6 protein-coding genes are annotated in these 18,553 nt (G+C 30.4%); all 6 read left to right on the top strand.

Going from position 1 to position 18,553, the window contains the following annotated elements:
* The first annotated feature begins 81 nt into the window (after nt 1-81).
* The 6 genes from BVC87_RS06445 (at nt 82) to BVC87_RS06470 (ending at nt 18,141) form a co-directional block, all read left to right on the top strand.
* Nucleotides 82-1,857: a tetratricopeptide repeat protein gene (locus BVC87_RS06445; protein ID WP_075341535.1), complete on the top strand. Its 1,776-nt coding sequence runs from the start codon at nt 82-84 to the stop codon at nt 1,855-1,857.
* Between the two features lie 112 nt (nt 1,858-1,969).
* Complete coding sequence (locus BVC87_RS06450; protein ID WP_075341536.1) at nt 1,970-3,610, top strand: tetratricopeptide repeat protein; 1,641 nt, start codon at nt 1,970-1,972, stop codon at nt 3,608-3,610.
* A gap of 11 nt (nt 3,611-3,621) precedes the next feature.
* Nucleotides 3,622-5,487: a helix-turn-helix domain-containing protein gene (locus tag BVC87_RS06455; RefSeq protein WP_075341537.1), complete on the top strand. Its 1,866-nt coding sequence runs from the start codon at nt 3,622-3,624 to the stop codon at nt 5,485-5,487.
* A 325-nt stretch (nt 5,488-5,812) separates the two neighbouring features.
* Nucleotides 5,813-10,252, top strand: coding sequence for a hypothetical protein (locus BVC87_RS06460; RefSeq protein WP_075341538.1), 4,440 nt, complete (start codon nt 5,813-5,815; stop codon nt 10,250-10,252).
* 30 nt (nt 10,253-10,282) lie between these two features.
* The gene (locus BVC87_RS06465; RefSeq protein WP_075341539.1) at nt 10,283-13,402 is read left to right on the top strand and encodes a leucine-rich repeat domain-containing protein; all 3,120 of its coding nucleotides are present in this window, start codon (nt 10,283-10,285) and stop codon (nt 13,400-13,402) included.
* 11 nt (nt 13,403-13,413) lie between these two features.
* Complete coding sequence (locus tag BVC87_RS06470) at nt 13,414-18,141, top strand: hypothetical protein (RefSeq protein ID WP_075341540.1); 4,728 nt, start codon at nt 13,414-13,416, stop codon at nt 18,139-18,141.
* The last annotated feature ends 412 nt before the right edge of the window (nt 18,142-18,553 follow it).

Raw genomic sequence — 18,553 nt, forward strand, 5'->3', positions numbered from 1 at the left:
AGCGTAGGTCTAAATTCATATCCTTTTTTTGAATCCGTACTAGATTAAGTAATGTATTACTTTGCATTAAATTTCCCTTACATGTTTAAACGTATCCTTTTTTCTCTTTTTTTATTATCTACCATCAGTATAATAGGGCAAGGTAAAATAGCATCCACAAAAAAGATAAATGATACTATAAATAGAGAAGAATCAAAACGCATCTCTATAGATAAGATTACTAAAAAGTTTATTACTGGTTATAAAGACGATCGGGAAAAATATCTTAAGGAATATACTGCTATTGTTAAAGATTCTACATTAAGATCTTTAGCAAAAAAACTGGTAGAGGCAAAAACTGATTCTTTAGAAGTAGAAGCACTCCTAAAATTTTGCGGTCATCAAAAAGGTAGAGATTTTGATAAAATACCTATTTACGCTACTCAAATACTTAAAACCTTTAAAAATGCAGATTATGACATTCGAGATCAAAAAATTAAAGTATTAATACACTTAGGAATTTATAAAAGAAGATTAAGTAGGTATGCTGAGGCCTTAGAACATTATTTTGCTGCCGAGAAATTACTTATAGAAGTTGCTGATACTGTGAAGTTAGGAATTACATATCACAATATGGCATCTGTTTACAAAAATGAAAATGAATATTCAAAAGCTAAAACATATTTTAAAAAAGCAATAGCAATTAATGAACACTTTAAAAGGTATGTAGGTTTGGGTAATAATTATGATATGCTATCAAGGGTATACCAGTTACAAGAATATCAAGATTCTGCTTTTTATTCAATAAATCAAGCAATTTATTACCATAAAAAAGCCAATAATGAAGAAGGGGGTCAGCAATCTAGAGGAAATAAGGCAGTTATGCTTACAAAAACAGACAGGTTTAAAGAAGCGCTTCCGCTATTATTAGAATATTACGCTTATGTAACAAAAATAAATAAAAGACTATCAATCATAGCTACAGAAAGTAATTTAGGCCGTACTTATATGGGACTTAAAAAGTATGATAAAGCACTATTGTATCTAAATTCAGCAATAGATAAAGCGATTAAGGTAAAGTCAAAACATAGCTTAATGAATGCTTATAAGAATCGTTACAAAATGTATCAAGAATTAGATAAAAACACTTTGGCTCTTAAAGATTTAGAATCTTACATGAAGTTAAATAAGGAGGTCTATAACACAAAGAGCCAACAAAGAATAAAAAATCTAGAAATCAGTCATGAAGTTGATAAACAAAAATATAGAGATAGTTTACAATTTACTGAAGAGAAAAAACGTTTACAAATAGCACAGCAATTGGTAAATAACAGAAGAAATTCAGTCATAGGTTTACTAACTGTACTTTTCTTAGCAATTTTTAGTGTTCTTTATCTAAGAAATAAGCAAAAAATAAAAGAGCATGCCTATCAAAATATTTTGCTTAATAATAAAATAGCCACCAAAACTGAAGAAATTAATGAATTGCTAAGCGAAACTATGCGTCATATAAAATCTAAAGAACGCATAGCAGATAATTTACAGAAGCTATCTAATGAAAAAGAAGGAATAACGCTTAAAAGTATTATCGCAGATTTAAAAGCGAATAAGGCAGATAATGCTAAACTCATGTTGATTAAGCAAAATATAGAACAGGTAAATTTTGAGTTTATTAAAAAATTAAAAGAGCTACATCCAGATTTGACTAAAACAGATATCGAAATTTGTTCATTAATTCGAATAGGTTTGAGTAGAAAAGAGGTAGCTAGCATACGAAATACATCATTAGAAGCCGTAAAATCTTCACGTTTTAGATTGAAGAAAAAGCTAAATCTTTCTGTAAATGAAAATTTAGATAGATATGTTGAAGGGTTGTAAATTAGTTTTTTAACTTGTTGCACCCCCTTTGAACCCTTTGTTTTATTTTTTTTTAAAAGGATTTTTTATTCTTTGGTACTCTATTTAAGTTTTCACTTTTTAACCCTCACTCATGAATTCTCGAATTAGATTACTTTTTCGCATTGTGTTTTTTCTGGTAATTACTCAAAAAATAAACGCTCAAAAAAATATTTTTGAAAAAGATAGTACAGAGTTTGAAAAAGAATTTGTAAAGGCTAAACATATTTTTGAAAAGGATTATACTAAAGCAAAAGACTATTTTACTAATGCAATACCAACTTTAGATACACTAATAAAAAAGTATCCAGATAAAATATATTTCAAAAATAGGAAAGCAGATGTGTTGAACAGACTAAGTATTGCTAGTATTTATGAAGGAGAATTTGATAAGGCATTTAAATTACTATCAAAATCTATAAAATTTAAAAAAGACTACGGAGATCCAGACGATAATGCCTATTCTTATTATCTAATGGGTATCATATGGGTTAGGCAAGGCGAGTATGAGAAATCTAAAATATGTTATGACTCGGCTTATGCAATGACACAGCGTAACATTCTCAAGGGGAAGTCAGTACACTCTTTTAAAGCAACAATATTAAATTTATATGGAAGTCATTATGCAAATATGGATAGTTTTCCAAAAGCTGAATATTACTTTAAAAAAGCTATTAAGTTTGTTGATTCTTTAGGTGATAAAAATATTGGGGCGATAAATCGTATGCAGTATGCTGAAGTTTTAAGTGATAACGGAAGGCATAGGGAAGCTTTAAAACTAAGAGAAAAAGCTTATAAGAATTACATACAATTAGGGTTTAAAGCTGCGGAAATGAATGCTCTCTCTGAAATAGCAACAAGTTATAGTTTGTTAGGGAACCACAACAAGGCGTATATTTTAAAAAGGCAGTTTATAAATTATCTAAAAAGTACAGGACAGAAGGATCGTCTAATGCGAGAGTATCCATATTTTTTAGACATTCTAGAAAAAAACAAAAGATTTGAAGAAGGGTTTCGAGTTCATAAGGATCATGCAATATTGAGAGATTCTCTTCGGAATGCGGAAAAATATAAAGAGCTGGCAGACTTAGATGCTAAACTAAAGTATGAAGTTCAAAAATCCATAGACAGTGTTACCATAGTTGCTGATAGGATGGTAATAGAAGAGCGTCAGGCGAAGCAGGCTAATACTAAGTTTTGGTCTGTAGTAACGTTATTACTCATTATTTCTGGAATCATGATTTTCTTTTACTTCAAAAAGGCAATAAAAGTTAAAGAACATGCCTATCAAAATATCCTGCTTAATAATAAAATAGCCACAAAAACAGAAGAGATTAATGAGTTGTTAACAGAAACAATGCAGCACATTAAGTCTAAAGAACGCATAGCAGATAATTTACAAAAGTTATCTAATGAAAAAGAAGGGATAACACTTAAAAACATTATCGCAGATTTAAAAGCAAATAAAGCAGATAATGCCAAATTGATGCTGATTAAGCAGAATATAGAACAGGCAAATTTTGAGTTTATCAAAAAAATAAAAAAACTACATCCTGATCTTACGAAAACAGATATAGAAATTTGTTCATTAATTCGAATAGGTTTAAGTAGAAAAGAGGTGGCGAGTATACGAAACACTTCATTAGAAGCCGTAAAATCCTCTCGTTTTCGGTTAAAAAGAAAGCTAAACCTGACTTCTAATCAAGATTTAGATCAATATATCAATTCACTCTAAAAAAGCAACAGATGTTTAAACATATTATACCTTTAGTCGTTTTTGTTTTACTAGGTAATTATAGCGTAGCACAACATAAAATAGATTCTTTACAATCAGTATTAGAAAAGACTACAAATCAAAAAGCTAGGTTGGATGTACTTGATTATTTAACCAAAGAACTGATTAGAGCGAATAAAAAAGAGCAAGAAAATTACCTTAAAGAGTATCTAAACTTAGCACAAGTTTCAGAGGAGTATGATTTAATGGCTTCAAAATCTCGTTTTTTAATCCAGTATTATATCAATGTAGGTCAAAATGAAAAGGCAGAACAATTATGTGATTCTCTTTTAGGTTTTAAAGAGAAATATACCAAAGAAAGCTCTTTAGGTCATTTACTATTGAAACGCGCAGCTATTAACTACAACAAAGAACAACTCGATGCCGCAGCTGAAGATTATGAGAATTCTGCGTCACTATTTTTAAAAAGTGGGGATTCTATTTTTGCTGCAGATGCCTTATTTTTTGGTGGACAAGCGCTTACCGATAAAAATGCATTTTTAGAAGCTATACAGAATTTTAAGGAAGCTGAACAATTGTATGAACTGTTAGGAGATAAGTATTATGCTTTATTGGTAGGTTCAGAATTAACCTCATTATACAGTAATAATGGATTTGTTGCAAAAAGTATACAAGAACGAGAGCGTCTGGTTAAAAAGGCAAAAAAGAATCGAAACTTTGCTTTGTTAGCACAACTTTTAGGGCAAAATGTAAATGCATATTACAAGTTAGAAGATTTGGATAAGATGCAATTGAATATAAAAGAAATGATTTCAGTAAAAGATAGTGTTAGTGATCCTTATTATAAGCCATATCAAGAATTATTTATTTTGAACTATCAATTGTTATTAGCATGTAAAAAGAAAAATGTTTCTGAAGCAAAAAAATACATGGAGCAACTAAAAGAGCGAACACAAAAAAACGTATCTCAATACTTGAAAACAGATGTTTTAATGGCAAAAGCCGCTTATTACGAACTCACTGGAAATGATAAAGCTTTACTACCGATATTGGAATCGTTATCTAATATAAAAACTACCAATAGATTAAGTGCACAGACCACAGCACGAAAAAAATTGGCAGATATATTAAGCAAAAAAGGTGATTATAAAGAAGTAGCTAAACTTTATGAAATTAATGCTAAGGTTAAAGATTCTATTTATGAAATACAGAAAAACAACACGTTTTTATATTACCAAGCAGAATTTGAAACCGAAAGACGCTTGAGAGAGATTTCAGAAAAAGAGGCTGAAATTAAACAATTAGAAACGGAGAAAAAACTGGCTGCAAATAGAAGGAATGCGATTACAGGAATACTCTTTTTACTTTTCGCAGGAATTAGTCTAATCATTTACATCAAAAACAAACAAAAGCTAAAAGAGCAAGCCTATCAAAATATATTACTCAATAATAAGATTGCTACAAAAACCGAAGAAATCAATGAGTTGCTAACTGAGACGATGCAACATATTAAGTCTAAGGAACGAATTGCTGAAAATTTGCAAAAGCTATCTAATGAAAAAGAAGGGATTACCCTAAAAAGCATCATTGTAGATTTAAAAGTAAGTAAGGCAGATAATGAGAAGTTAATGTTGATCAAACAAAACATAGAACGAGCAAACTTTGAGTTTATCAAAAAATTAAGAAAGTTACATCCAGATTTAACCAAAACAGATATTGAAATTTGTTCATTAATACGAATTGGGTTACGTAGAAAAGAAGTGGCAAGTATACGAAACACTTCATTAGAAGCTGTAAAGTCCTCTCGTTTTCGTTTAAAAAGAAAGCTAAATTTATCTTCAGAAGAGAATTTAGATGATTACATTATATCTTTGTAAGTCAATGGTTTAAATCTGTGCACCCTATTTTGCCCCCTGTCTTTTTTTGGATCTGAAACCCCTTCCACTATACTTTAGCATCGAATTTGAACCCAGAACACTAACGATGTTAAAACAGGAATTTTTTAAAAGCATATTCAGAATGAAGAGTACCATTTTACACTTTGTAAAATGGGATTCATCAACGTATATGAAAAATCAAGAAGAATTCTTGAGAAAGCATTTGAATGATTTAAAAAATTTGAAGCAGCGACTCAAAGATTTTAAATAGAAAGCTGTGTAAGCTTTTAACGTAAAGGATATTAAAACTTATTGAATCACCCTCATGAAAAAATGTTTACTATTCATAGTACTTAATTGTATTGTATTTAGTGCAAGCGCACAATACACTCTAATTCCAGACGCCAATTTTGAAGCCGCATTATCTTCTTTAGATAATACACCTGGTGATGGTAAAATACTAACTTCTAGTATTCAGGGTTTAACAACACTGAATGTGGCGAATAAAAATATTAGTAGTTTGTCAGGTATCGAAGATTTTGTTTCGCTTACCCAATTAACAGCTAATGGAAATTCATTAACAAGTATTGATGTAAGTAATCTTGTCGATTTAGAAGTTCTTACACTTTTTGAAAATCAATTAACAGCTATTGATTTAACAGCGAATACTAAATTAACTGAAATAGATTTTTTTGGTAATCAATTATCCAGTATAGATCTTTCGGAAAACGATGTATTAGAGAATGCTTATTTGGATAGCAATTTACTCACAAGTGTAGATATTTCACTAAATACAGTTTTAGAACGATTAGATGTTAGCAATAATGATTTATCGTCGTTAACCATTAAAAACGGAAATAACACAAATTTTAGAGGTTTTAGCGCCACGGGAAATGCGAATTTAACATGTATTATTGTAGATGATATTTCTTATGCAGAATCAAACTTCACAAACATTGATAGTGGAGTAAGATTCATAAATACAAGTTGTGATTACATTCCAATTCCAGATGCCAATTTTGAAGCTGCTTTAAGTGCTTACGACGATGTTGCCTCTGATGGTCAAGTACCTATTGCTGACATTGAAAGCTTATTGACTTTAGATGTTTCTAATAGTAGCATCAGTAGTTTATCAGGAATTGAATATTTTACCTCGTTAACGCAATTAATTGCTAATAGTAATTCACTTACAGCAATAGATGTGAGTGCTCTAGTTAATCTAGAAGAATTGGAGTTAGCTGAAAATCAAATAGACACTATTGATTTATCAAAAAATCCCAAATTAAGAATAATAGATTTTTTTGGTAACTTACTAACAAGTCTTGATTTATCTCAGAATACACTTTTACGAAGAGTGTTTGTAGATGGAAATGCTATTACTGAAATAGATCTTTCGTTAAGTACAAAATTGGAAAGATTAGATGTTAGCAATAATAGCCTAACTTCTTTAAACATTAAAAATGGAAATAATACAAGTATTAGAGATTTTGGTGCCACAGGAAATTCTAGTTTAAGTTGTATACTAGTTGATAATGTAGCCTATGCACAAACAAATTTTACCAATATAGATACTGGAGTGGTATTTAATACGGTTAATTGTGATTATACAGCAATACCAGATATTAATTTTGAAGCAGCTTTAGAAGCTTTAGGTTACGATGATTTTTCTGGAGATGGGCAAGTACCAAGTTATTTGATTAGTGGAGTTACATCGTTAAGTGTTTTTAATAATAACATTTCAGATGCAACGGGTATTGAAGCTTTCACTGCTTTAGAAGAATTAAACATTTACAGTAATAGTTTAACCAGTTTAGATGTAAGTAATAATTCTCAATTAAAACATTTACGTTGTCAAAACAACCAAATAGCTGCGTTAGATGTTAGTTCAAATACCTTACTTGAAACTTTAATATGTGATAACAATCCATTTACAAGTTTAGACCTTTCAAAAAATATTTTGTTGAATGATATTAACATATCAAGTACTTTCATACGAACTATTGATGTGTCTAAAAATACGGTTTTAACTGTGTTAACTGCGGAAAATTTAGGGCTTTTGTCTATAGATTTGGGTAGTAACCCATTATTGGAAGAAGTGTCATTAATAGATGGTGCTTTTGTTATTATAAACTTAAAAAGCACAGGAAATACGGCTGTAGTAGATATGGATCTTTCTGGTAATACCAACTTAACTTGTGTTTCTGTAGATGATGCAAGTTATGCAACTACAAATTGGACAGATATTGATGATGCTAGTGTATATACAACTTCGGCTTGTTCTTTAACTTATACTTCCATTCCAGATACTGCTTTTGAAACACGATTATTCGATTTAGGATATGATAATATTAATGGAGATGGTCAAGCTCCTACTGCATTTATTCAATCAGTAACTAATTTAGATTTAAGTGGTTCTACTATATCAGATATCACTGGGATTAAAGATTTCACTTCTTTAGAAATTTTGACTGTTTCTTCTAATCAAATTCAGACATTAGATTTAAGTGGAAATACCGTGATTAAAGAGATTTATGCAGAATCTACAAATATTGAAACCGTAAATGTCAGTAACATGACTGCATTGGAAATCTTACATTGTAATAGTGCAAATGACTTAAGTACATTAACTTTAACAGGAGCTACTAGCTTAAAAGAGCTAAGTATATTTAACATTACAAATCTCACCAGTGTGGATGTAAGTACAAATACAGCTTTAGAAAAAATTACAAGTTATGGTAGTTCTTTAGCGAATTTAAATACCACAGGTGCGGTAAGTTTAAAAGAATTACAGTTGTATACATCTAAAATTTCAAGTTTAGATTTAAGCACAAACACGGCCTTAGAAATTGTAAATGCGAACAGTGCTCCTTTAACTTCTATCAATACAAACGGAGCTACTGCACTTGAAGAATTGTATGTATATCAAACGCAAATTACGGCGTTAGATGTTTCTACAAATACAGCATTAACTACGTTACATTGTTACAACGTAGGAGGACTAACCTCTTTAAACGTTTCAGGAGCTACAGCATTAACCGATTTGCAATGCCAAAATACTGGGATTACAAGTTTAGATGTTTCAACGAATATAAATTTGGAGACATTATATTGTCAAGACAATGCATTAACGGACCTTAATTTAAGAAATGGGAATAATACCCTACTTACAGACTTTAATCTTACCAATAATTCGGTATCAGTATGTACGTTGGTTGATAATGTAATTTATGCAAATACCAACTTTACTAATATTGATAGCAATGTCACGTTTACGGTAACAGATTGCGGATATACACAAATACCAGATCCAGCTTTTGAAGCTGCATTAGCCTTTATAGATGATATTGCAGAGGATGGACAAGTGCCTTCAGCTCGTGCAAGCGGCTTAACAGGATTAAATTTTAGGAGTAGTGTAATCTCAGATTTTACAGGGTTAGAAGATTTCGTAAGCATTACAAGTTTCCGTTACTCAATTGCTAGTAATTTAACGAGTATAGACTTTTCAGGGAACCCTGAGCTTACCAGTATAAGCATATCTAATAATAGTAATTTAACAACTGTAAATGTTACCCAAAACCCTTTATTAGAAACTTTAGACCTTTGGAGAAATAACATATCTGAAATAGATCTTACTCAAAATCCACTATTACAAGAAATATTTTTAGATGAAAATGGTAATCTATCAACTATTGATCTTTCTCAAAATACTGCTTTAATCAATGTATTTCTTTCATCTTGTTCTTTAACTGCTATAGATCTTTCAAATAATCATTTATTGGAACAAGTCTACATAGAGGAAAATAATTTAACGAGTATAGATGTAACCAACAATCCATTATTGAAAGAACTCTATATCTATGATAATCCAATTGAAGGCTATTTAGACTTGAGTAGTAATACTAGTCTAATAGACTTAGGTGCTTATAATTGTAATTTAACTGCTGTTAATCTTAAAAACGGAAACAATAGTAATTTCACTTACATAGATACCACTGGAAATTCAAACTTAACTTGTGTGCAAGTAGATGATGCTGTAGATGCAACTTCAAAAATTAATGATGTTTATTACATAGATAATCAAACTTCATTTAATGAAGATTGTGGATATAATTTTGCTGTTGCTTTAGAAGTTATTTTAGAAGGTGCTTTTGAGTTAGGTGTCAATAATATCATCATGCATGATAATTTACGAGATAATACCACGGTATTAATTCCAACTACTTCTCCGTATAACTCAAATGAAACTTGTGAAACTACGGTTTTTGATACTACTGGAGAAAATGCAGTAGTAGATTGGGTTGAGGTACAATTAAGGAATGCAACTGACATTACAGAAATCGTAGATACAAAATCTGCCTTATTACTGAGAAATGGTACTGTGGTAGATACTGATGGTACTTCCCCCGTACCATTCAGTCAACTACAAGGTGATTTTTACGTAGGTATTGCGCATAGAAATCATTTAACCATTGTATCCAATACAATCTATTCCTTCACGAGTACTATTGATACTATAGATTTTACAAATGCATCAAATATTTCAGGGGGAACTTCAGCATTAATAGATTTAGGAGATGGTTACAATGGAATACCACTAGGCGATATTGATGAAAATGGTCAAGTTCAAAATGCAGACATATCAAATACAGTTTTGCAAATTGGGGTTTCGGGGTACAACATTTTTGATGTGGACATGAATGGTCAAGTTCAAAATGCCGATGTGAATACCATTTTACAAAATATTGGTAAAGGAGAGCAATTTTAAGCAATAAGCAGAAACTAAATCACGATCAAAATGAAAAAGTATATACTATTTGTAGTATTTAATGTAATAGCATTTACTATAAATGCACAATACACACAAATCCCAGATGATAATTTTGAAGCAGCTTTAGCTAAATATGATGATAATCCTGGAGATAATCAGATTCCAACTGAAGAAATTGAAAATATAGCTAAACTAGATGTTTCTAACTTAGGAATTAATAACTTATCGGGTATTGAAGATTTTATTTTTCTGGAAGAATTGAATTGTTCGGGAAACAATTTAACAAGTTTAAATGTTAGTGATTTATCAACTTTAGCCATTTTACGTTGTAATGATAACGCATTAACAAGTCTGAATATTGGAGGTATCAATAGTTTGGAAGAACTATACTGCCAAAATAACGAATTGAATAGTATAGATATCACTTCAGCAACAGATATTAGTTTTTTATACTGTTCAGGAAACAATATTTCTAGTATTGATTTTAGTTCTTCCGATTTTCTTGAAGTTATTGACTGTTCTGAGAATGATATCTCTAGTTTAACCTTAAATAATCTAGGAGATTTAGAAGAATTGTATTGTAACGATAACAATTTAACTAGCTTAGATCTTCAATTCAATCCGAATGTAAATACGGTAAATGCATCAGATAATAATATCACAAGTTTTAATGGAGAAAATTTAGAAGTCTTAGAAACATTAACCTTGAGTAGGAATCCTCTCAGTGAAATTGATTTGAGTGAATTAATAGCCTTAAGAGAGTTAGTATTAGTAACCTCTGATTTAACCAGTTTAGATGTTTCTAAAAATGTCGTTTTAACAGATATTCAAGTGACTGGACATAGCATTGAATCTTTTGATTTCCGAAAGAATACCTTATTGAAACAATTAGTTGTAGTTTCTTCTGCTACCAAATATATCAACGTACAAAATGGAAATAACTCAAATATTACATTCGCCACCCTATATGGTGATCAGAATTTATGTGTCGCTGTTAATGATCTAAGTTATGCTCAAAGTAATTGGACAAATGTACAATCCACAGATATTTATACAGAAGACTTTTGTAGATATACGCAAATTCCTGATACTAATTTTGAGAATGCATTATCCGCTTATGACAATATTGCCAATGATGGACAAGTACCAACCATTAATATTGAAAATTTAACCTCACTTTCTCTTAATGAAAAAGGCATTCAAAATACAACAGGAATTGAAGATTTTGTTGCATTAACCAGTTTGTCTTTAAGAGAAAATAGTTTTTCAACTATAGATCTTTCAAACAACACACTGTTAGAAAGTGTTGATTTAAATGAAGCTACTTCTTTAGAAACAATAAACTTAACAGGGTTATCTAAATTAACATACCTAGACTTAAATCAAACGAATATTTCTGAAGTAGATATTAGCGATGCAGTATTACTAGAGTATGCTGATCTATCTACTTCTAACCTGTCAACACTAGATGTTACCAATAATACTTTACTAGATGATTTAGATGTAGCTTGGACTAACCTTTCCGCTTTGGATCTTTCTAAATGTGTTAACCTAACAGAATTTAGAGCTTACAATGCCGACTTATATTCATTAAATATTAAAAACGGAAATAACGCTAAAATTAATAGTTTTGACGTTAGAAATAATCCGAATCTGACTTGTATTTTAGTTGATGATGCCAATGTAACTTATTTAAGCGGTTGGAGTAAAAATAGCAGCACAAATTTTAGTGATACCTATTGTCGTTATACACAGATTCCTGATATTAATTTTGAAGCAGCTTTGGAAACATTAATAGACGATGATGAGTCAGGAGATGGGCAAGTTCCTACTGCTTTAATCGAAGTAATGACTACATTAAACGTATCTGACGCTAGTATTACAGACCTTACTGGTATCAAAGATTTTAAAGCATTACAAGTACTAGACATTGAAGGTAATAATATCGTAGATTTAGATATAAGCGGTATGGACAATCTATTGTCATTAGAGGCTTCAGCGGCAATAACTTCATCATTAGATGCTTCCAATACCTCATCATTAACTACAATTAATATATATGAGAGTGATATTTCAAGTATAGATCTTACTAATGCAGAAGCTCTAGAAGAATTATATGTATACAGAACCTTAATTGATACCTTAGATGTAAGTACTAGCAATGAATTAACTAGATTAATTGCCTTTGAAACGCCAAATCTAAAATCTATTGATCTTACCGACGCCGCAGTATTAAGAGAATTAGAGTTATATAGAAGTTCTGTAGTAACTTTAGATTTATCAACCAATATAGGTTTGGAAAGTATTACCCTTTTTGAAACAGATTTAAGTTCATTAAATCTTCAAAATGGGAACAATGGAAATATCGGATTTATAAATATAAAGGATAATACAAACCTATACTGTGTAGAGGTTGATAATCCGAGCTATTCAAATACTAATTGGACGAATAAGGATAGTCAAACAGTTTTTAGTTTAGATTGCCAGACATTATTAGTGAGCCCTTCTGTAGTTCTAGAAGGTGCGTTTGAACTTGATAATTCTGGTACTGCCCCTACATTAATGCGAGACGATTTAAATGATGAAGGTTATCTACCCACAACTTCTCCATATGGTGATGGAGCCGTTTTTGAAGGGAGTTCATTTAGTGGTTCAGACGATACTTCAATAGTAGACTGGGTTGAGATACAACTAAGAAATCCAAATAATATTAATGAGATTTTATATAGACAATCTGCAAAACTTCAACAAGGAGGGTTGATTGTAGGAGTAAATACAGAAAATGTAGAATTTTCTGCTTGGTCAGGACTCTATTATATTGCTATTGCTCATCGAAACCATTTGACTATAGTCTCTAATACTACTCATACATTAAGCAGTGAAAGTACACTAGAATTAGATATGAAAACTGTAGCAAATGTTTTTAATGGCACTAGTGCTTTGGTAGACATGGGTAATGGATATTTTGCTATGCCTATGGGTGATGTAGATGAAAACGGTCAAGTTCAAAATGCAGATATATCAAATACGGTCTTACAAATTGGGATTTCAGGATATAGTATTTTTGATGTAGACATGAACGGGCAGGTACAAAACTCTGATGTAAATACCATTCTACAAAACATAGGTATAGGAGAACAATTTTAAGACAAAACATCATGAAAAAACAACTACTTATACTCTTTTTTTTAAGCATCCCATTTTTGATTTTTTCACAAGAATGCAATGAGGACCCAATAATTACAAAAAAACCAGTATCTGTAACAGTATTAGAAAACGGAACGGTTCAATTTTCAATAGAAGCTGCCAATTATAAAGAAGTGTACTGGTATAGAAGTACTGGAGTTGGTACAGCATCTATAATTTCTAATAATGATATTTATTCTGGAGCTAAAACTACAACATTGACGTTAGAAAATATTCCTGCTGAATATGATGGATATCAATATGCTGCATCTATCCTTGATGATTGTAGCGAGTCAGACTCTTCGGAATATGTTACACTTACTGTACTTCCTGAGTATACAAGTATACCAGATACTAATTTTGAGAATAAACTTTGGGAGCTAGGCTATGATAATTTTCAAAATGATGGTCGAGTACTAACAAATAGTATCTATGAAATTACCTCATTAAATATATCAAATGAAAACATTTCAGATTTAACAGGTATTGAAAGTTTTGTCTCGCTAGAAGAACTGAACTGTAACTTTAATTCATTAACGAATATAGATTTATCAGCAAACATAAAACTTAAACAGTTACTAATAGGTAGAAATAAATTAACAACATTAGACTTAAGTACAAATACAGCATTAGAAGAGCTAAACTGTGACTTTAATGATCTTACCAGTGTTAATCTTGTCACTTGTTCTAATTTAACTGTACTTAATATTGGAGATAATAAATTGGCAAGTATTGATTTAAGCGGAAATACATTACTTGAAAGAGTGGGAGTTTATAGAAATAATTTAACTGGATTAAACTTATCAAATAACAGATTAATTAGTTATTTATCTGCTTCGGGTAATGACTTTTCTTCAGGTATTGATTTAAGTACTAATACGGAACTGGATGAATTAGAAATCTCTTTTTCTAATCTTACAAGTATTGACTTAACTACAAATGCTAAATTAAGGGAACTCAATTTATCATTCAATGATATTACTTCAATTAATTTAATAAACAATGTCTTATTAGAAGAATTAGACTTAGAAGAAAATAACTTAACTACTATTGACCTTACTACAAACACAGCTTTAATTGAAGTAGACTTAGGAGAAAATCTATTTACAAATTTACATTTTCCCGATAACAATAACTTAGTTGATATCAATGCAGAGGAAAATGAACTATTAACAACTGTAACCTTCGGAAACTTGACTGCTATTGATGAAATTATCATGGACAAATGTATAATCAGTTCCATAGACGTTTCAAATTTATCTTCGCTTACAAGATTAGACTTGAGAGAGAATAATATTTCCTCATTAGATTTATCTAACAACACAAATCTATATAGAGTCTATTTAAGTGAAAATGAATTAAGCTATTTAAATATTAAAAACGGTAATAATACCAGTATAGGTACATTTAGTATTTCTGATAACAGTAGTTTAACCTGTGTGTTGGTAGACGATGTTGCCTATAGTGAGACAAATTGGACTAGTATTGATGAGTTTACAACGTTTAATGAGACGGATTGTACGTATGTAAGTATTCCAGATGCTAATTTTGAAGCCGCTTTAGAAGCTTTGGGTTATGATGATCTTTCTGGAGATGGACAAGTACCTAGAGATAGAGTACAAACTATTACAAGTCTTGACATTAGAAGTAAGAATATTGCAAACCTTACTGGTATCGAAGCTTTTGCAGCATTAGAAGAACTAAGAGCTAATAGTAACCAAATTACTACTGTAGATTTTTCAAAAAGCATAGCATTAAAAACACTATTTATTGGAAATAATACGTTAACAAGTGTTGACTTATCTAAAAATGAAAACCTTGAATACCTTTCTGTTGGCAATCTAAATTTAAGTGGAGGAATAGACCTTTCTAATAATTATAATTTAACAAGTTTATTAGCTGAAAACTGTAATTTGAGTAGTATTGATGTATCAAATAATACTGCATTAACATATTTAGAATTAGATGAAAATCCATTAACTAATTTAGATGTAACTACGCTAGTTAATCTAGAAAGTTTATTAGTAAAAAACACAACTTTGTCTACCATCGATTTGTCAGGTAATACAGCATTAGAGTTTTTTAGTTTTGGTAGTAGTAACTTTGAAAGCCTTGATTTTTCTGGACTTACAAATCTGAAAACTCTTGATGGAAGTGGAAATAGTAATCTAACTACTTTAGTTTTAGATGGAAATACAGCTTTAGAATTATTTCAAGTAAATACTGGTGATATAACTGCATTAGATTTCACAGATGCTGTTAACCTTACCTTTTTAAGTGCAGGTGTTAATCAACTGGAAACTTTAGATTTAAGCAATAATACAAAGCTTACAACAATACAACTTTATAGCAATAATTTAAGAAGTTTAGATCTTAGAAATATTGATGTAACACAAATCACTAATTTAAGTATTGGACAAAATACTGATTTATCTTGTGTATCAGTTGATGATGTAAATTATGCAACCAATAATTTTACATCAGCTGTTGAATATAGTATTGGTTGTGATTCGTACACCTACATTCCTGATGATAATTTTGAAGCAGCACTTTCAATTCTAGACGATATAGCAAATGATAACTTTATTCCAAATAGTAGTATTGAAAACCTTGTTAACTTAGATGTTTCAAACAAAAACATAGTTGATTTAACAGGTATTGAAGGGTTTACTGATTTAACTACATTGAATGCAAGTGGAAATCAATTAAAAACTGCTGATTTTTCAGGGAATACGAACTTAGAAAGCATCAATTTAAGTACTAATACATTACAACTTTTAGATGTGTCTAGCTTGATAAATCTTACCAGCTTGGATGTAAACACGAATGATTTATTAGTGTTAAATATTAAAAATGGAGCAAATACCATTTTAAGTTCTTTTGATGCCACCGGTAATGCAAATCTAACTTGTATTCTAGTAGATAGTGTAAGTTATGCGACTACAAATTTCACTGATATTGATAATCAAACCAATTTTAATGAAACGGAATGTACTGCTTATATTGCTATTCCAGATGCTGCATTTGAAACGGCTTTAGCAGTCTATGATGATAATAGTGGTGACAATCAAGTCCCGTTCGAGAATATCTTTTTCTTAACCGATTTAGATGTAAATAGCCAAAGTATTTCAGATTTAACGGGAATTGAATATTTCGCATCGTTAACATCATTAAATTGTTCTATAAATTCATTAACAACCTTAGATCTTTCTGGAAACTTGAAACTAGAAGAAATTGATTGTGATAAAAATAATTTTACCAGTTTAGATTTTACAAATAATATTTATTTAACTAAGGTAGATGCTGATGATATGACTAGTTTAACGGCTATTGATTTTACAGGTTGTACTTTACTACAATCAGCAGAAATTGATAATAATAATATTGATGCTATCGATTTTACAACAAATATCAATCTACAAAATTTCGATTTAGATAATAATAATCTTACTTCTATCGATTTAACAAAGAATACGATATTAGAAAATGCTGATCTAAGCTACAATAGTCTTTCTTCCGTAGACTTTTCTGAAAATACATTACTTGAAGACATTAATTTAGAATCTAATAATTTAACTAGTATTGATCTATCTAAAAACACGGCATTAAAAGATTTTGATATCGATTTAAATCAGGTAACAAGTTTAGATTTTACAAATAATACAGCATTAACAAGAATTGATATTGATGATAATCCACTATTAACTACAGTAATTTTTGGGGATAACTTGAATAATTTAGCTACGATCTATGCAGATGGAACAGCTATAGAAACGATTGATGTTTCGTCATTATTCTCATTACTAACATTAGATTTAGGAGAAACAAACTTAATTGCATTAGATATTTCAAAAAATATACAACTAAATGATCTTCGAGTTGATGATGCAAATCTATCCATATTAAAAATCAATAACGGGAACAATAGTAACTTTTCTAGAATGGAAGCAGATGGTAATCCAAACCTGTTTTGTATTCAGGTAGATGATGTGGATTATGCAATCAATAATTGGACGGTTATAGATAGTCAATCAACGTTTAGTACTAATTGTGAATCGTGTGTTGTAGATACTCAAGTATTTTTACAAGGTCCTTTTGATAGCACAACCAATACCATGGATGATACGTTACGAGCAAATGACTTGTTACCAACTACATCGCCTTACATAGACGGTATTACTTGTGAAGCTACTGTTTTTGATACTACTGGTGATACAGCTGTAGTAGATTGGGTGGAAATTCAACTGAGAAGCAAAGATGATCCTACTCAAATACAGTTTAGAAAATCAGCCTTGTTATTAAAGAATGGAAATATAGTGGATGTAGATGGAACCTCAAATCCAACCATTACAGCTTGGGAAGGAGAATATTATATAGCCATCACACATAGAAATCACTTAACTATAGGTTCTAGTGTAACACATGCATTAAATACAATTACTACAGCTATTGATTTTACAGATACAAACAGTATAAATGGAGGAACAAATGCAATGATTGATTTAGGAAATGGATATTTTGGAATCCCACTTGGTGATACTAATGACGACGGTCAAATTCAAAATGCAGATGTAAATCTTACAGTTCAAGAAATAGGAAAATCAGGATATACGGTTTACGATATGAATATGGATGGTCAAATCCAGAATAGTGATGTAAACCAATTACTTCAAAACGTAGGTAAAGGAGAACAATTTTAATCATAAAATAGGGGGTAGATCTAATAAATGTTTGTGAAAATACTTGTAAAACAGTGTTTTGTGGTTATGCCCCCTGTTTTGCCCCCTATGATTTTTTGATTTTTACTAGTCCCTCATACTACTTTAGCAACGAATATATAGCAAAGCAAATCTGTAATATTTAATAGGATTTACGATTAATTTTTTCGCACATGTCAGTTCGAGTATTTTTTATGAAGTATTAACGTAGTAAAAAATGTACTGAATCAAGTTCAGCAGAACTATCGAGAACAATCCAAGGACTTCTCGATAATCGAAGCAAAAAATTATTGATGTGAAATTATATTTCAAAAATGGTTTAAGTCCTTCGTGTTGATGAGACACATGTGGAATTTTACATTAAAGAATTAACAATATATCCCCAAAAACTATT

It is taken from the genome of Tenacibaculum agarivorans, assembly GCF_001936575.1.
GTDB classification, from domain to species: Bacteria; Bacteroidota; Bacteroidia; order Flavobacteriales; family Flavobacteriaceae; genus Polaribacter; species Polaribacter agarivorans.